We start from the raw sequence: 16982 nt of genomic DNA on the forward strand, positions 1-16982 counted from the left end.
GCATTCCTTTTAGTAATCATAGATATAGTGCAGACAGGGCTGTGGCGAAGATCATTTATTCAAATAATTTAAATGATCAGGATTTGAAAATTCAATTGCGTAGAGCCCGTCAATTGGCTTATGTCGAACCTTGGTTTCAGGAGTTTTTGCCCAAGAAATTAAAAGGGCGCTTATTTGTGGCATCTTTAGGTAAGCGTTTTTGGATCATCGGGGCGCTCGATCCATTGTCCATGAGCCATTTTAAACAGTATCATCAAAAAGAGGTGCGCCAAACCCTTGAAAACCATTTAAACAACATTTCCACAAAAGCTTGGAGATTGCCTGAGTTTTATGTGCAAGTGATGCCGAAAAAAAGTGGTGTTGAAGAGATGACGCCGCTGCGTGATGAACCTGTGCCACAGCTGCCAGTGCGTTCAAACAAAACCTTATTAACCAAACCACGCATTCAAAATCGCTCCATTGAAGAGATTTTAGCGAGCATGACAAAAAATGCAGAGAAGTACACCAAACCATGACTGAACACGATCCCGCCAAAGAGTTGCGTTATTGGCAAGAGCGCGCTTTGAATTTATTGATGCGCCGCGAACACAGCATTGTGGAGTTGACGCAAAAACTCACCATTAAAGGTTGCCCAGAAACTGTGTTGCCTAAAGTATTGGCCTATTGTCATGAGCACAATTATGTGAGTCTTGAGCGTTTTGCGGAGATGTTTGCCCGCAACCAAGCGAATTTAGGTTATGGTCCGCATCGCATTACGATGCAATTAAGACAGCATCAAGTGCCGAGTGACTTAATCAATATCGCGCTTGAAGAGGCAGATTTTACAGCGGCTAAAGCCATCGCTTTGCGGAAAATTGGCGCAAAGCCTGAACCTAAATTAAAGGCGGCGCTGTATCGCCGAGGTTTTTAATGCAGGCGCCTAAATTTTGGCAACACAAAGGGATCATTGCACATCTTTTGTGGCCATTGTCATGGTTGTATCAGATGGCCACGCGCCGAGTGATGCATAAAAAATTAGCAGCCATCAAATGCCTGCCCGTGCCCGTGATTGTGGTGGGGAACATCAATGTCGGTGGCACTGGAAAAACGCCTGTGACGATTGCTTTAATTGCAGCGCTGCAAAAAAAAGGGTATTGTGTCGGCTTAATTTCACGCGGTTATGGTCGAACAAGTGAAGGATGCATCGTTGCAGATGCCACATCATCACCAAAAGTGTTAGGGGATGAACCTTATTTGATCCGTGAAAAAACAGGTGTGGCAGTCGCTGTCTGTGCAGATCGCCATCAAGCTGGCATGGCATTACTCAATGCAGCGCCAGACATTGATGTGATCATCAGTGATGATGGTTTACAGCATTATGCGCTCGCCCGTGATTTTGAGATTGCCGTCATCGGTGAACAAGGCGTTGGCAATGGTTATGTGATGCCCGCAGGTCCACTTCGTGAACCGGTCAGTCGCTTAGCCTCGGTCTCAGCGATTGTTTCAAAAGTGCACTGTGATGATTTAACCCCCTATATTGATCGATGTTATGATCTAAAACAAACCTTAGGTTTGCCATATCCATTACATCAGCCCACAATAACAACAAACTGGTGCAATTTAACCCATGCAAGCGCGGTGGCTGGCATTGCGCACCCCGATAATTTCTTTCGTGCTTTAAAGGCTCAAGGCGTTCATATCACTCCGTATCCCTTTGATGATCATCATGCATTTTGCGAACAAGATTTTGCCAAAATCAGAGATCCGATCGTGATGACGGAAAAAGATGCCGTCAAATGCACACATATTTTAAAAGATCGCGCGGTCTTTGTGGTGCCGTTAGAGACGACACTGCCAGATGCGCTGATCACAAACATTACACACTGTATTCAAAAAAAGGTTGATGCAATCAGCCTTAAAGAAAGGAGACTCAATGTCTAAATTAACACAAGAACAACAAGCATATTTTGGCGATTACGTACAAAATGATGCGAACTTTAAAAAAGAACAAGAAAAATATACCCATGCCATTCCGAGCCGTGATTTTATTCAAGCCTTATTAAAAGTGGCTGAAAAAGTCACCTTTGATGAAATCGCCACGCTCTTTCGTTTGACTGAAGATTGGCAGATGGAAGCATTAAGCAGCCGCTTATTCATCATGCAGCGCGCAGGGCAGCTCCATTGTAATCATCGTCAAGAGTTTTTACCGGTGACTGGGGATGCCACCGTCATTGGCATATTTGAAGGCTCAGTTGAAGGGCACGGTTATGTGACGGTCAAAGGTGAAGATACGATTTATATCTCCCCGAAAGATTGTCGCAATGTCATGCATCATGATGAAGTGGAAGTGCAAATCACAGGGATTTTCCGCTCTAAATCCATGCGCCAAGGTCGCGTGATTCGCGTGATTAAGCGCCATTTGCATGAAATTATTGCTCGCATCTCTTTATATGATGGTTCAGCCCTTGCCATTCCTGAAAATCGTAAGATCACGCAACACTTTTTGGTGTTAGAAGATCAATTGAAAGGTGCGAAAAACCATGACCTTGTGAAAATTGAAATTGATCAAAAAGGGCTCGATCAAGGCAATTTTGCCGCAAAAGTGACAGAAGTGTTTGGCCGTAAAATGACCAAAGACATTGCCATCATTCAGGCGATCATGGAGCATCAATTGCCCCATGAGTTTTCGAAAGCCACAGATGCGCTGTTAAAAACGATTGCTGATGAAGTCAAAGAAGAAGATAAAGTGGGGCGCAAAGATTATCGTCATTTACCGCTTGTTACCATCGATGGCATCACCGCACGTGACTTTGATGATGCTGTCTATGCAGAAAAAGTGGCGGATGGTAACTTTAAATTGTATGTTGCGATCGCCGATGTTGCGCACTATGTGCGTTTAGGCAATGCGATTGACAGCGATGCCATTACGCGTGGGACTTCTGTCTATTTCCCAGATCGCGTGATTCCGATGTTGCCAGAAAAATTGTCCAATGGTTTATGTTCACTGAATCCTGATGTTGATCGCTTATGCATGGTGTGTGAGTTATTGATCTCGCCCACCGGTGAAATGATCAGCTTTGAATTCTTTGAAGGCGTGATGCGTTCCCATGCGCGTTTAACCTATGAATTGGTGGCAGAACTCATTGGGGAAGATAGCCCAATTCAAGATGACTATGCTCAGATCATGCCGCACATTTTAAATCTCTATCAATTGTATAAAGTATTGCGTAAAGCGCGTGATCAACGCGGTTCCATTGACTTTGAAACGAAAGAGACAGAGATTCTCTACAATGATGAAGGCTTGATTGATAAAATTGAGTTCCGTGTGCGTAATGAAGCGCACATGATCATTGAAGAGTGCATGATTGCCGCAAACATTGCCGCGGCGACTTTCTTAGAAGGCAATGAAATTCCGACCTTGTATCGTGTGCATGCTAAACCCCCTGAAGAGCGTTTGACAAAATTGCGCCGCTTTTTAGTGGAATACAATTTAGGTGTGGAAGGTGGTGATGCGCCTGAGCCGCGTGATTTTGCACGCACATTGGCAGAAGCGGCCGATCTGCCTGAGTTTGACATCATTCAAACCATGATGCTGCGCTCGATGGCGCAGGCGGTGTATCAACCGGCCAATGAAGGTCACTTTGGTCTATCTTTGACCCATTATGCGCACTTTACCTCACCGATTCGCCGTTATCCCGATTTAATTGTGCATCGTGGCATTAAATATTTGATCCACAAAGCGCAAGGCGAAGGCGTGAAATATCCTTACAATGAAAAAATCATGACAGGATTAGGGGAAAGCCTCTCAGAAATGGAGCGCCGCGCGGATGATGCCGTTTCGGATGTGGTTTCGTGGCTTAAATGCGAATACATGCAGCAGTTCATTGGTAAAGTGTTAAATGGTCGCATCTCAGGGGTGACGAAGTTTGGCGTGTTTGTGGAATTGGCAGACATCTTCATAGAAGGCTTGGTGCACATGTCGAAATTGCCGGGCGATTATTTCCATTTTGATGATGTGCGTTATCGTTTAATCGGCGAGAAAACAGGCACAGTACTTAAACTCAACGATGAAGTGGTGGTGCGTGTATTAGATGCGAATCCGGAAACCAAATTCATTGATTTTGATTTGATCTCTTTGCCGAAGAATCCAAAACTCACCAAAAAAGAGCGTGAGAAGATCTTTACAGAGATTGCAGCAGCGAAACAATCGGATCGTGCAAACCGTAAACAATCCTCGAAGCCAAAGCGTGAAGCGCAGCGCAAAGGTGGCAAAAAGAAGGTCACAGCCGTGAAGGTTGCCAAACCCGGTCAACTCAAAAAGCGTGGCACTCGCAGAAAAGCGAAGAAGTCGTCTTAATATTGAGTCATTGCTATTAATTCACAATGAAATGTTTTAAAATGCCGAGTTATTTTGTGTCATCAACTAGTGTAAGGATTAAGGATTATGAATAAGCCCCCTAAGTATAAACGTATTTTACTTAAGTTAAGCGGTGAAGCGTTAATGGGATCAGGGAATTATGGTATTGAACCTGAAACAATCGGTCGAATTGCAGACGAGATTCAATCGCTTAACTCAATCGGCGTCGAAGTGGGCGTTGTGATTGGTGGTGGCAACATTTTCCGCGGCGCAGGTCTTGCGAGTAAAGGGATGGATCGCGTGACGGGTGATCACATGGGCATGCTTGCCACAGTGATGAACTCATTGGCCTTACAAGATGCGTTAGAAAAACGCAATGTATACGTGCGTGTGATGAGTGCAATTCGCATCAATGAAGTGTGTGAAGAGTACATTCGTCGCCGTGCGGTGCGTCACTTAGAGAAAAAACGTGTGACGATTTTTGCAGCCGGTACCGGTAACCCATTTTTCACCACCGATTCTGCCGCAGCCCTTCGCGCGATTGAAGTGAATGCTGACATCATGCTTAAAGCCACAAAAGTTGATGGCGTATATTCAGCCGATCCACATAAAGATCCAGATGCTGTGCGTTATGATCAAGTGAGCTATAAAGAAGCGTTGGCTAAAGATTTAGGCGTCATGGATGCCACAGCCCTTGTGATGTGCCGCGAAAATAAATTACCGATTCGCGTCTTTAACATCTTTAATCCGGGTGACTTAGTGCGCACAGTATGTGGCGAAGACATCGGTACATTGGTGACAGAATAATTCAATCCATTTGAGTATTTAATCTATTGCGTCAATAAGGAAACAAAATATGATCAATGACATTAAAAAAGATGCTGAGCATCGTATGAACCTCTCCATTGAAAGCTTGAAAAATGCATTGCAAAAGTTAAGAACTGGCCGTGCACACACAAGTTTGTTAGACCACATTGAAGTGGAATTTTATGGCACGCCAACGCCATTGACTCAAGCGGCCAACGTGAGTGTGTTAGATTCACGCACATTAGGTGTGACGCCTTGGGATAAAAACATGGTGGGTCCGATTGAAAAAGCCATCATCATGAGTGACTTAGGGTTAAACCCATCGACAACAGGGACGTTGATCCGCATTCCATTGCCAGCATTAACCGAAGAGCGTCGTCGTGACATGGTTAAAGTGGTTAAAGGTGAAGGCGAAGGCGCAAAAGTGGCCATTCGTAACATCCGCCGTGATGCGAACCAAAAATTGAAAGATGCTGAAATCTCTGAAGATGACGTGCGTCGTGGTGAAGATGCCATCCAAAAATTAACGGATGCAATGATCTCTGAAGTGGATGCGGTATTAGCTGCGAAAGAAAAAGAGTTGATGGAGATCTAATTGCACATGGCAGCATCAGAATCGAATGCTTGTCGTCACGTTGCCATCATTATGGATGGCAACGGTCGCTGGGCTAAAAAACGTTTTTTGCCTCGCACCATGGGGCACAATGCTGGCGTTAAGTCAGTGAAACGGGTTGTGAAGGCTGCCATTGAGCATCACGTTGAAGCCCTAACGCTGTATGCGTTTTCAACGGAAAATTGGTCAAGGCCAGATGAAGAGGTGAGCTTTTTAGTGAAGCTCTTCATCAAAACCCTTGATCGAGAATTACAGTCATTGAATGAAGCAGGGGTGGCCATTCATTTCATTGGGGACACCCATAAATTCCCGCTGTTGTTGCAACAAAAATTGCATCAAGCGGTGGAATTGACGCGCAACAATCAACAATTAGATTTGATCATCGCACTCAATTATGGCTCGCGCGCAGAGATTGTCTCTGCCTGTAAAGCGATTGCCCAAGATGTGCAAAATAAGTTCATCAGCTTAGATGAAGTTGATGAAGTGATGGTCAGTCAGCGTTTAGCCTTACATGATTTTCCGCCGGTGGATTTATTGATTCGCACAAGCGGTGAGCAGCGTTTGAGTAACTTTTTGTTGTGGCAGCTTGCGTATGCCGAGTTTTATTTCACAGAGTGTCTGTGGCCTGATTTCAATGAGAATGAGTTTAACAAAGCACTGATGTCGTTTGCTGAGCGCGAACGTCGTTTTGGTGCAGTAACGAAATGAGAATAATGATATGAAAGAACGCGTTGTTACAGGAATCATCATGGCGCTGGTGGCTTTATTTGCCATTCGCTTTTTACCCTCTTGGTTGTTTCAATTGGCGTTGCTTGTCGTTGTGATCATTGGTGTCATTGAGTGGGCACGCATGCTGCATGAAGATGTGCGTTTACCATATTTGTTCATCAATACACTGTTATTGGTCATTGCGTACATTTTTTTAGTGACGCATTCTCACGATTTATTATTAACCGTCAATGCATTTGCCACTTATGTGTGGCTAGCCGTGCCGGTGGTGTTGTATTTACAAGTCAAATATCCGCGTGATTGGATTGTTTCCACACGTTTGACGGCTTTTTGTTCCTCATTAATGTTGATGGGCTTTTTTGTCTCCATTGGCATGCTGCATCAATTGCCGGGCGGTTATGGTTTTGGCTTGGTGCTTTATGTGATTGCTTTGGTGGCATTGGCCGACAGTGGCGCTTACTTTGTGGGACGCAAAATGGGTGTCAATAAATTGGCGCCAAGCATTAGCCCTGGCAAAACGATTGAAGGCGCGCTAGGCGGCTTAATTTTTTCGACGTTGTTTGCCATTTTAGTGGCCCTTTCATTGCCAGAGAGCTTTTCGGTTGGCCAAAAAATTGGATTTATTTTAATTTCCATGATTGCATCGATGTTGTCTGTTTCTGGTGATTTATATGAGAGCTTAATTAAGCGTCATGCCGGTTATAAAGACAGCGGCAATCTCTTTCCGGGACATGGTGGGGTGCTCGATCGCATCGATGGCTTAATTGCCGGTGCCACCTTCTTTGCGTTCGGTTTTTATCTTTTTAATATGAATGTCAGTACATTATGAAACGCGTTTCCATCTTAGGGGCAACAGGCTCCATCGGCACATCGACATTAACCGTCATCCGCAATAATCCAGCGTTGTATCAAGTGCATTCTGTGGTGGCCGATCGCAGCGTGGCGAAAATGTTTGCCATTTGCCAAGAGTTTTCACCACAATATGTGGTGATGGCCAATGAAACAGCCGCCGCGGAACTTGAAGCGTTATTTAAACAGCATCAAATGAACATCACGGTATGGCGCGGCGAAGCTGCCATCAATGATTTGGTGATGATGCCAGAGATTGATGTGGTGGTTGCAGCGATTGTGGGGGCTAAAGGCTTTTTGTCTTCATTATCCGCCGTTAAAGCCGGTAAAACCATTTTGCTTGCGAATAAAGAGAGTTTGGTGATGGGTGGTGCGCTGTTTATGGAGGCTGTGAAAACCCATGGCGCAACGCTACTGCCCATTGACAGCGAGCACAATGCACTCTTTCAGTGCTTGCCAAAAAATGCGCAAGGGCAGAGCACATTATCAGGTGTTGCTCAATTGGTATTAACAGCATCAGGTGGCCCTTTTCGCACGTTCACTTTAGAGCAAATGGCATCGATCCGTAAGGAAGATGCACTCAAACATCCACGCTGGGACATGGGCGCGAAAGTCACCATTGATTCATCGACATTGATGAACAAAGGACTTGAGTTCATTGAGGCGCACTTTTTGTTTGATATGGATCCGGATCATATTGATGTGGTGATCCATCCGCAAAGCATCATTCATTCATTGGTGGCGTATCAAGATGGCTCATTACTTGCGCAATTAGGCGAGCCGGACATGACGATTCCGATTGCCCATGCGCTCGGTTATCCTGATCGCATTTTATCGGGTAAACAGCCCGTTGATATGACGCAAATGATGGATCTAACGTTTGAAAAGCCTGATTTAGAGCGCTTTGCATGCCTTCGCATTGCCAAAGAGTGCTTGCGCAAAGGCAATACTTATTTAGTGGCGATGAATGCCATCAATGAATTGTTAGTGGAAGCCTTTTTAGCGGATAAAATCAGCTATTTGGACATTCCAAGAAAGTTGGAAGCCTTTTTAGATCAATTGACCGATGGGCCGCTGACATCGTTTGATGCAATCATTGAGTATGATCGCATCATTCGTGAGCGCACCAAACTTGCCTTAAAGGATGTGTAAGCGATGTTTGAATGGTTAGAAACCTTTTTCCGCTCTGTGGGCGGATTCATAATTTTAATGGGGCTTTTGGTCACCATCCATGAATTTGGTCACTTTTATGTGGCGCGTAAATTGGGTTTTGCCGTCTCAAAGTTCAGCATTGGCTTTGGGAAAAACATTTGGTCCCGCAAAGGAAAAGATGGCATTGAATATGCTGTTGGACTCATTCTACTCGGTGGTTATGTGGCGTTTGTGGATGATGAAGGGCACACAGAATCCTTCAGTGAAGGGATGAAGTTTAAAGAAGCTCCAATTTGGAAGCGTGCGTGTGTCGTTGCTGCAGGACCTTTGGCCAATATTGTGCTGGCGATTGCGCTGCTTTGGGGCTTATTCATGTATGGCGTGCCGGCTTATAAGCCCTATGTCGAAGTGACAGCAGAGCAACCTTTTGCCATTGCTGGGCTGCAAAATGGTGATCTCATTCGCACCATTGATGGCGAAAATGTCGAAAGTTTTACAGACATGATGCAAAAGCTCATCGAATATTTAGACGATGGCAAGGCGGAAATCATCTATGAGCGCAATGGTAAAGAGCGTTATGCCACGTTAGACATTGGTGAGTCTTTAAAATTAGATGCCAAGACAGATTTATACAAAGAGCTGGGCGTGAATCTTTATTTGCCCGCATTAAAACCGATTGTCTCTGAGGTGGTTGCAGGGAGTGCCGCAGAAACCGCAGGTTTAATGAAGGGTGATGACATCATTGAAATTGCGGGCCATCCAACGCCAGAATGGCACGATGTATTGACGGTTGCCGCTGATTTAAAAGATGGGCAAGCGGTTGAAGTCATCATTGATCGCGGCGGAAAAATGGAGCGTAAAACATTAATGCCGCAGGCAGATGCAGACGGTCGTGTGCGCTTAGGTGTGATGATTGATGCTTCGATTTATAAAGATTTAGTGACCAAAGATCGCCTAGGGCCAATCGATGCATTGAGTGCTGCGGTGCATAAAACAGTGAGCGATGGTTTGATGGTGTTTAAATTCCTTGGGCGCATGATTACAGGGGATTTTCACATCAATACCATGGCAGGGCCTGTGAGCATTGCAAACATTGCAGGACAAGCCCTTGCTTCAGGTTTGGTTTACTTTGTGCAGCTTGCTGCGCTCTTTAGCATTAACATTGGTTTATTGAACTTATTGCCCATTCCTGTCTTAGATGGTGGGCGCTTAGTGGGGCTTGGGATTGAAAAAATCATGGGCAAACATCAATTCCCTGATAGTATTAAGGTCAAAGTTTTGCAATTAGGTGCGCTCGTCATGTTTATTTTTATGGCGGTGGTCATCAGTTATGATGTGGCTAAGTGGTTTTAGCTGTCTATTAAATGAGTGGTAATTACGCCTCAAATTCTGTATATTGTCGCCTAGTTTACCTTCAGATTTTATAGTGTTAGAGAATAATAATGGTCCTCAAGAATTGTCAAAAATCGATACTCGCAACGGCTTTGTTATTAGCAATGCCTCTCGTTTATGCACAAAACTATTCTGTGCGAGATGTTCGCGTTGAAGGTCTGCAAAGACTCAATGCTGGTACAGTCTTTTCACAATTAGGTGGTGATACAGCGACACTTAAAAAAGGTAACATCCAAGAGACAATTGGTCGCTTATATGCCACAGAACTCTTTGATGATGTGCGTGTTTATCAACAAAATGGCGTGTTGGTCATCAATGTGGTGGAGCGTCCTGTCATTGACCGTGTGAATGTCACGGGCAATAAAGATGTGGGCTCTAAGCAATTTAAAGAGATGCTTAAAATGGCAGGTTTATCCGAAGGGAAAACCTACAGCGCCTCTAAAATGGCATCCATTAAAAACGATTTACTCAAAGCCTATGAAGAGCGTGGCAAATACACCACAAAAATTGATGTCAATGTCATTGAGTTGCCACGTAATCGTGTGAATGTTGAATTGGCGGTCTCTGAAGGTAAAACCGCTGAATTGGCAGACATCTCTTTTACGGGCAATGAAAATTACGGCGATGGTAAACTTAAAAAGCAAATGAAGACCAAAGAGTCTGGCTTTATGACGCTGTTGACCAAATCAGATCGCTACAGCCCACGCATCGTGGGTGAAGATGTGGAATCGATTGAGAAATTCTACCAAGAACGTGGCTTTATGAAAGCGGAAGTGAATTCCTCTTTAGCCTCTGTGGCACCGGATCAAGAGCGCTTATTTGTGGACATTGATGTGCATGAAGGCAATCGTTATCGCATTACAGATTTTGAAGTGGTGGGCAACACCCATGTGCCATTAGAAGAATTAACCGCATTGGTGGACATCGATAAAGGCAAGTATTACAAAAAATCAAAAGTGGATGCGGCTGTGAAAGCCATTCAAGATCGCCTGGGGGATGATGGTTATGCACTTGCACGCGTTAATGCCATTCCGGACATCGATGAAGAGAATAAAACCGTTAAAATGATTTTCTCTGTGGATAATGGTGAGAAAATTTATGTGCGCCGCGTGAACATCGAAGGGAACGAGCGGACACAAGACAATGTTTTCCGTCGTGAAATTCGTCAGATGGAAGGCGGGCAATTCATGTCCAGTGATGTTGAGCGCTCAAAAGTGCGTTTACAGCGTTTGCCTTATGTGGAAGATGTCGATGTCGTCACGCGCCAAGTGGATTCTGATCTTGTGGATTTAACCTATAAGGTTAAAGAGCGCAGCGCAGGGAGCATCACATTTGGTTTGAGCTATGGCATGGAATCTAAATTTGGTTTCAACATTAGTTTTGATCAGCCAAACTTCATGGGGACAGGTAATCAGTTGTATGTGTCTGCGGAAACGGATGATGAAACACAATCATTTAACATCTCTTACACCAATCCATACTTTACGGACAGTGGTGTGAGTGCGGGTGTCTCTGCGCATTATACAAAACAGAAGAACAAAAACGATTACACCGCTGACTATTTGATGGATGGTTATGGTTTAAGCTTTAACTTTGGCTATCCATTGACTGAGTTTACATCCGTGGGTGCAAGCGTGGGTTATGACCGTTTGAACATCAAAACCACTCGTGAAACGCCGATGGAAATCGTTAAAGATTTAACCGGCACTGAGTGTAAAGAGTACGGCAATACAGGGTATTGTGAAGGTTACAATGGCGGCAACTGGAATCGTGTGACGAAGAAGAAAAACTTGATTCGCTTTAGCACCGGGATTTCTCGTGATACGCGTGACCGCACCGTATTCGCTACAGAAGGCTCACTCAACTCATTGACGCTGTCAGGTACATTGCCGGGTTCAACGGATGAATTCTACAAAGTGGCCTTTAAACACAGCAGCTTCTATCCATTATTTGATGGGGATGATGTGGTGTTGAACTTGCGTGGTGACATTGCTAAAGGTTATGGCTACGGCAAAACTTCCGGCTTACCATTTTATGAGCGTTATTACTCAGGTGGTTTAAGAACGGTTCGTGGTTATCGTTCAGGTACATTAGGTCCGCGTTATGTGAATGATCAAGCCGCTGGCGGTGATTTACAAATGAACGCAACGGCTGAACTCATTATGCGCGTGCCAGGCTTTGCAGAGAGCAACAACTTAAGATGGTCTGTGTTCTTTGATGCCGGTCAAGTGTATGGTTTAGGCGATAACTTGCGCGAAAACGTGCACAATAACGACAAATACAAAAGCTTTAAAACATCAAGCTTGCGTTATTCTGCCGGTGTGAGTGTGGCATGGTTCTCTCCGATTGGTCCATTGGTGTTCTCTTATGCGAACCCAATCAAATCAGAATCTTATGACCGCACGCAGAAATTCCAATTCTCCATTGGTATTCCATTCTAATGAAACGTTGGATGCTTAAAGCCATTTTGCTGATCTCATGCAATTTGGCTTTCAATGCTGCCACAGCGCAAGCACTGAAAGTGGGCGTTGTGGACATGCCACGCTTAGTGGAAGAGTATTCGCAAATTAAAGGCGTACAAAAAAGCCTGCAAGATGAATTTGCCCAAAAAGATGAAATGCTCAGAAACTTAAGCCTTGAGATGAAAAATTCACAAGATTCTATTGTGACATCTGCCTTAGATGATTCAGAGCGCAAAGAGAATGAACGCAGTTTGCTCAATTTAGAGCGTGAATATGCCCGTTTAGCTTCAGAATTTCGTCAAGATTATAATCTGCGCCGCAATGAAGAGCTCTACAAAATGCATAAAGAGATCACCGACACCATTTTAGAATATGCTGAGGATAATCAGTATGATCTCATTATGGAATCTGGCATGATCTTTTCCGCCGATCGCTTACAAGTGACCGACTCCATCTTAAATAAATTAAGAGAAAAACTAGAGAAATAACATGTTATTGTCAGAAATTTATGATTATGTGGCGCGCCACATCAATGATTTGGAATTGAAAGGTGATCAAAATTGTCAGATCACGCGTTTAGCGACAATCCAACATGCCAAAGCAGGTGAGATCGCGTTTATCAATAACGTGAAATATCGTCAGTTTTTAGAAACAACAGAAGCATCTGTGGTGATTTTAGCGCCTGATTTGGCAGAACATTATCAAGGCAATGCCTTGGTCACTAAAAATCCTTATTTAGCATGGGCGTATGTTTCTCATCTATTTGATACGCGTCAAACCAATTTAGTGCGCACGATCCATCCATCTGCCGTGATCGATGAAACGGCAACCATCGGCGAAAATGTCTACATTGGCGCAAATGTGGTGATTGAAGCGGGCGTACAAATCGGTGATGATTCTGTGATTAAAGCCGGCAGCGTCATTGAAGAGAGTGTGGTGCTGGGCAAAGGCTGCTTTTTATATCCGAATGTCACCATTTGTTATGGTTGTATTTTAGGCGATCGCGTGACGCTTCATTCAGGCGTTGTGATTGGGGCAGAAGGTTTTGGCTTTGCGCCAGGACCGACAGGTTATGTAAAAATTGCTCAAGTGGGCCGCGTCATTTTATCGGATGATGTGGACATTGGGGCAAATAGCTGTATTGACCGCGGTGCGATTGAAGATACAGTGATTGGCAAAGGCACAAAAATCGATAACCATGTGCAATTAGGGCACAATGGCATTGTCGGTGAACACACGGTTATTTCAGGATTTACGGGCATTGCTGGCTCTGCGACGATTGGTAATCGCGTGGTCATTGGCGGTGGTGTCGGTATCAACGGGCACATCAAGTTGCATGACGGCGTCATGGTGACGGGGGATACAATGGTCACTCATTCGTTGATTGAGCCAGGCGTGTATTCATCCGGAATGCCTGTGACAGATAATCGTAGCTGGCGCAAAAATGTGGTTCAGCTACAAAACATTGATAAACTCTATCGCCGTGTGAAGGCTTTAGAGAAGAAAATAGACTTTGAAGAATAAGGAAAGGTGAGACAGTGTCTGATTCTAAAATGATTGACATCAACGAAATTATGAAGTTTTTACCCCATCGCTATCCATTTTTGATGATCGATCGCGTTTTGGATTATGTAGAAGGTGAAACATTGTTAGCGCGCAAAAATGTGACCTACAATGAACCCTACTTCACAGGCCACTTTCCTGTGAAACCAATTATGCCAGGTGTATTGATTTTAGAAGCCATTGCACAAGCCACAGGCATTTTAGCATATAAAACAGCGGGTCAAGATGCGACGCCAAACTCCATTTACTACTTTGTAGGGATTGATAAAGCGCGCTTTAGAAAACCTGTTGAACCCGGTGATACCATGGAAATTGAAGTGAAATTCTTAAAAGCGCGTCGTGGTATTTGGTCGTTTTCTGGCGTTGCACGCGTTGATGGCACTGTGGTCTGTGAAGCAGAAGTCATGTGTATGCGTCAGGAGGCATTTTAACTCTGTTTAAGGAGGAATGAATCATGCCAGAAAATTTAATCCATTCAACCGCCGTCATTCATGAAACCGCAGTCATTGCGGAGGATGTGAGCATCGGTCCATTTTGCATCGTGGGTGAAAATAGCCGCATTGGTCGTGGGACAAAACTCATTTCCCACGTAGTCATTGGTGCAAATACCATCATCGGGGAAGACAATACGTTTTATCAATTTGCCTCCATCGGTGAAGTGCCCCAGGATAAAAAGTTCAAAGCGGACGATTTTACTGAGTTGCACATTGGTGATCGCAATACGTTTCGTGAATATGTTTCAGTTAACCGTGGTACGGTGCAAGATGCGAGCCTCACTAAAATTGGTGATGACAACTGGATCATGGCAACGTGTCACATTGCCCATGATTGCATCGTCGGTTCGCGCACCATTTTTGCCAATGGTGCATCTTTAGCCGGACATGTCACCATTGAAGATGATGTGATTTTAGGCGGCTATTCTATGGTGTATCAGCGCTGCCGCGTTGGGACAGGTGCCATTACAGGTTTCTCATCTGGGATTCACCGCGATGTGCCACCATTCATTACGGCAGCCGGTTACCGTGCTGAGCCTGCGGGCATCAACTCAGAAGGGCTGCGTCGTCACAACTATTCAAGTGATGCCATTTTAGCCACGAAACGTGCGTATAAAATTTTGTATCGTCAAAACTTGATGCTTCAAGATGCCATCGATGAGATTAAAGTGCTGGCTAAAGAGTTCCCACATTTGCAACAAATGGTGGACTTTTTAGAAGTGCCCACTCAACGTGGTATTGTGCGTTAAATTAAAAAGAAGGTTAACCTGTGAAAGAAATATCATCCTCGCCCACTTTTATGATTGTTGCCGGTGAATTATCGGGTGATATTTTAGGTGCAGGTTTAATCCGAGCATTGAAAGTGGAGTTTCCGCACGCTGAATTTTTTGGCGTCGGGGGTCCACTGATGATTGCTGAAGGCTTAGAGAGTCTAGCGCCGATCGAAACATTATCGGTGATGGGGCTCTTTGAAGTCTTGGTGCATTTGCCTAAATTGCTGCGTTTAAAGGCGCAATTGGTCAAAGCCGCTGAAGATCGCATGCCGATTGCCTTTATTGGCATCGATGCCCCAGATTTTAATTTGAAAGTGGCAGCCTCTGTCAAACAGATTGGCATCACCACCTTTCATTACGTCTCCCCATCGATTTGGGTGTGGCGTGAAAAACGTGTCTTTACCATCAAAAAATCGGTGGATAAAGTTTTATGCCTCTTTCCATTTGAAGTGGCACTGTATCAAAAACATAAAATGGATGCAGCGTGCGTTGGTCATCGCTTGGCCGATGAAATCCCGTTGCAGCCCGATGTGGCTTATGCCCGTCGAACCCTAAATTTACCTGAGCATGGCAAAGTGCTGGCATTGTTGCCAGGCAGCCGCGTCAGTGAAGTGTCTCGATTGTTAGACATCTTCATGCAAACGGCCATCTTATTGATGGATACGCATCCTGAGTTAAAAGTGTTGATTCCGGCGGCAACCGATCACCTTCATGAGGTGATAGAGAGTGCAGTGGCGAAGCTCAGTCAAGAAGCCCAAGCCCATATGGTGGTCTTAAAAGGTGATTCACGTTTAGCGATGCAAGCTTCGGATGTTGTGTTACTTGCCTCAGGCACCGCAACCCTTGAGGCATTGCTCCTTAAAAAGCCGATGGTGGTGGCGTATAAATTCTCATCGGTCACCGCATACATTGCCAAAAAAGTGGTGCGCACGCCATATTTCTCGTTACCAAATATTTTATCGGGTCAGCCATTGGTGCCAGAGGTTTTCCAAGCAGATGTCACGCCTGAGCGCTTAAAGCCCTTGGTGGAAGAGGCATTTGAGAAAGCCGATGCCCATGTGCTTGATGCAGAATTTTTAAAAGTGCATGAGTCGCTGCGTTTAAATGCAGATAAAGCGGCGGCTAAAGCCATCATTGATAAATTGGTCAATTCCATCTGATGAATACGCAACTCTCTTTATTTACTGAAACACCTGAGCATGATGACAACGTTTTTTTAATTGCCGGTGTCGATGAAGCCGGGCGCGGACCGTTATGTGGCGATGTTTTTGCCGCGGCTGTGATTTTAGATGCGAATCATGGCATTGAGGGCTTAACGGATTCAAAAAAAATCTCTGAAAAAAAGCGCTACATCATCGCACAAGAGATCAAAGAAAAAGCGAAAGCTTGGTGCATAGCGTCGGCTTCAGTTGAGGAGATTGACACGCTCAATATTCTGCAAGCCACATTGCTGGCCATGCGCCGCGCGGTGGCAGGTTTGGATGTGATGCCAGATTTGGTGCGTGTGGATGGCAATCAAAATCCTAAATTCCCAAATCACCTTGCTTGTGAAACGGTGATCAAAGGGGATTTACTGCATCAAGAGATCAGTGCGGCGAGTATTTTAGCGAAAACAGCCCGTGATTTATCCATGATTGCGTTAGATCAAGATCATCCTGAATATGGATTTAAACAACACAAAGGTTATGGAACAGAGGCGCATTTAGCGGCACTGGCGGCCCATGGCGTTTTGCCAACCCATCGCAGAAGTTTTGCGCCCATCCAAAAAGCGCTGGCATGCATAAAAGATAAAAACATAGTAGAATGAAGCCA

Annotated in this window: 17 protein-coding genes; all 17 read left to right on the forward strand. The window is 44.7% G+C overall.

The features are described from left to right. The first annotated feature begins 41 nt into the window (after window positions 1-41). Window positions 42-515, forward strand: a complete 474-nt coding sequence (locus B9T10_RS01120; protein ID WP_246781894.1) for a hypothetical protein — start codon at window positions 42-44, stop codon at window positions 513-515. Beyond that, window positions 512-910 (forward strand): regulatory protein RecX, encoded by a 399-nt coding sequence (locus tag B9T10_RS01125; protein ID WP_008314408.1) that lies wholly within the window; start codon window positions 512-514, stop codon window positions 908-910. The genes B9T10_RS01120 and B9T10_RS01125 overlap by 4 nt, the downstream gene beginning before the upstream one ends. Then, window positions 910-1920, forward strand: coding sequence for a tetraacyldisaccharide 4'-kinase (gene lpxK, locus B9T10_RS01130; RefSeq protein ID WP_094537597.1), 1011 nt, complete (start codon window positions 910-912; stop codon window positions 1918-1920). Before B9T10_RS01125 ends, lpxK begins: the two co-directional genes overlap by 1 nt. Next, complete coding sequence (gene rnr, locus B9T10_RS01135; RefSeq protein WP_094537598.1) at window positions 1913-4336, forward strand: ribonuclease R; 2424 nt, start codon at window positions 1913-1915, stop codon at window positions 4334-4336. The genes lpxK and rnr overlap by 8 nt, the downstream gene beginning before the upstream one ends. A gap of 87 nt (window positions 4337-4423) precedes the next feature. Then, a complete protein-coding gene (gene pyrH, locus B9T10_RS01140) occupies window positions 4424-5143 on the forward strand; it encodes a UMP kinase (RefSeq protein ID WP_008314411.1) in 720 nt (239 codons plus the stop codon). 49 nt (window positions 5144-5192) lie between these two features. Continuing rightward, window positions 5193-5738: a ribosome recycling factor gene (gene frr, locus B9T10_RS01145; RefSeq protein ID WP_008314412.1), complete on the forward strand. Its 546-nt coding sequence runs from the start codon at window positions 5193-5195 to the stop codon at window positions 5736-5738. A 6-nt stretch (window positions 5739-5744) separates the two neighbouring features. Continuing rightward, a complete protein-coding gene (gene uppS / locus B9T10_RS01150) occupies window positions 5745-6464 on the forward strand; it encodes an undecaprenyl pyrophosphate synthase (RefSeq protein WP_211205507.1) in 720 nt (239 codons plus the stop codon). Window positions 6465-6474: 10 nt separating this feature from the next. Continuing rightward, window positions 6475-7314, forward strand: coding sequence for a phosphatidate cytidylyltransferase (locus B9T10_RS01155; RefSeq protein WP_094537599.1), 840 nt, complete (start codon window positions 6475-6477; stop codon window positions 7312-7314). Then, a complete protein-coding gene (dxr, locus tag B9T10_RS01160) occupies window positions 7311-8486 on the forward strand; it encodes a 1-deoxy-D-xylulose-5-phosphate reductoisomerase (protein ID WP_094537600.1) in 1176 nt (391 codons plus the stop codon). Before B9T10_RS01155 ends, dxr begins: the two co-directional genes overlap by 4 nt. A 3-nt stretch (window positions 8487-8489) precedes the next feature. After that, window positions 8490-9839 (forward strand): RIP metalloprotease RseP, encoded by a 1350-nt coding sequence (gene rseP / locus B9T10_RS01165; RefSeq protein ID WP_094537601.1) that lies wholly within the window; start codon window positions 8490-8492, stop codon window positions 9837-9839. Between the two features lie 143 nt (window positions 9840-9982). After that, window positions 9983-12319, forward strand: coding sequence for an outer membrane protein assembly factor BamA (gene bamA / locus B9T10_RS01170; RefSeq protein ID WP_246534765.1), 2337 nt, complete (start codon window positions 9983-9985; stop codon window positions 12317-12319). After that, window positions 12319-12828, forward strand: a complete 510-nt coding sequence (locus B9T10_RS01175; RefSeq protein WP_246782132.1) for an OmpH/Skp family outer membrane protein — start codon at window positions 12319-12321, stop codon at window positions 12826-12828. The genes bamA and B9T10_RS01175 overlap by 1 nt, the downstream gene beginning before the upstream one ends. Before the next feature lies 1 nt (window position 12829). After that, window positions 12830-13864, forward strand: a complete 1035-nt coding sequence (lpxD, locus tag B9T10_RS01180; protein WP_094537602.1) for a UDP-3-O-(3-hydroxymyristoyl)glucosamine N-acyltransferase — start codon at window positions 12830-12832, stop codon at window positions 13862-13864. Between the two features lie 29 nt (window positions 13865-13893). After that, window positions 13894-14334: a 3-hydroxyacyl-ACP dehydratase FabZ gene (gene fabZ, locus B9T10_RS01185; RefSeq protein ID WP_018122254.1), complete on the forward strand. Its 441-nt coding sequence runs from the start codon at window positions 13894-13896 to the stop codon at window positions 14332-14334. Between the two features lie 23 nt (window positions 14335-14357). Next, window positions 14358-15146, forward strand: a complete 789-nt coding sequence (gene lpxA / locus B9T10_RS01190) for an acyl-ACP--UDP-N-acetylglucosamine O-acyltransferase (RefSeq protein WP_008314423.1) — start codon at window positions 14358-14360, stop codon at window positions 15144-15146. Window positions 15147-15166: 20 nt separating this feature from the next. Then, a complete protein-coding gene (gene lpxB, locus B9T10_RS01195; protein WP_246781892.1) occupies window positions 15167-16330 on the forward strand; it encodes a lipid-A-disaccharide synthase in 1164 nt (387 codons plus the stop codon). Then, window positions 16330-16977, forward strand: a complete 648-nt coding sequence (rnhB, locus tag B9T10_RS01200; protein WP_094537603.1) for a ribonuclease HII — start codon at window positions 16330-16332, stop codon at window positions 16975-16977. The genes lpxB and rnhB overlap by 1 nt, the downstream gene beginning before the upstream one ends. Window positions 16978-16982: the final 5 nt, after the last annotated feature.

Origin of the sequence: Wohlfahrtiimonas chitiniclastica (assembly GCF_002252325.1) — a bacterium.
Taxonomy (GTDB): domain Bacteria; phylum Pseudomonadota; class Gammaproteobacteria; order Cardiobacteriales; family Wohlfahrtiimonadaceae; genus Wohlfahrtiimonas; species Wohlfahrtiimonas chitiniclastica.

Coding starts and splice junctions, on each gene's coding strand:
- B9T10_RS01125 (WP_008314408.1), top strand. CDS start 512: ATGACTGAACACGATCCCGCCAAAGAGTTGCGTTATTGGCAAGAGCGC.
- lpxK (WP_094537597.1), top strand. CDS start 910: ATGCAGGCGCCTAAATTTTGGCAACACAAAGGGATCATTGCACATCTT.
- rnr (WP_094537598.1), top strand. CDS start 1,913: ATGTCTAAATTAACACAAGAACAACAAGCATATTTTGGCGATTACGTA.
- pyrH (WP_008314411.1), top strand. CDS start 4,424: ATGAATAAGCCCCCTAAGTATAAACGTATTTTACTTAAGTTAAGCGGT.
- frr (WP_008314412.1), top strand. CDS start 5,193: ATGATCAATGACATTAAAAAAGATGCTGAGCATCGTATGAACCTCTCC.
- uppS (WP_211205507.1), top strand. CDS start 5,745: ATGGCAGCATCAGAATCGAATGCTTGTCGTCACGTTGCCATCATTATG.
- B9T10_RS01155 (WP_094537599.1), top strand. CDS start 6,475: ATGAAAGAACGCGTTGTTACAGGAATCATCATGGCGCTGGTGGCTTTA.
- dxr (WP_094537600.1), top strand. CDS start 7,311: ATGAAACGCGTTTCCATCTTAGGGGCAACAGGCTCCATCGGCACATCG.
- rseP (WP_094537601.1), top strand. CDS start 8,490: ATGTTTGAATGGTTAGAAACCTTTTTCCGCTCTGTGGGCGGATTCATA.
- bamA (WP_246534765.1), top strand. CDS start 9,983: ATGCCTCTCGTTTATGCACAAAACTATTCTGTGCGAGATGTTCGCGTT.
- B9T10_RS01175 (WP_246782132.1), top strand. CDS start 12,319: ATGAAACGTTGGATGCTTAAAGCCATTTTGCTGATCTCATGCAATTTG.
- lpxD (WP_094537602.1), top strand. CDS start 12,830: ATGTTATTGTCAGAAATTTATGATTATGTGGCGCGCCACATCAATGAT.
- fabZ (WP_018122254.1), top strand. CDS start 13,894: ATGATTGACATCAACGAAATTATGAAGTTTTTACCCCATCGCTATCCA.
- lpxA (WP_008314423.1), top strand. CDS start 14,358: ATGCCAGAAAATTTAATCCATTCAACCGCCGTCATTCATGAAACCGCA.
- rnhB (WP_094537603.1), top strand. CDS start 16,330: ATGAATACGCAACTCTCTTTATTTACTGAAACACCTGAGCATGATGAC.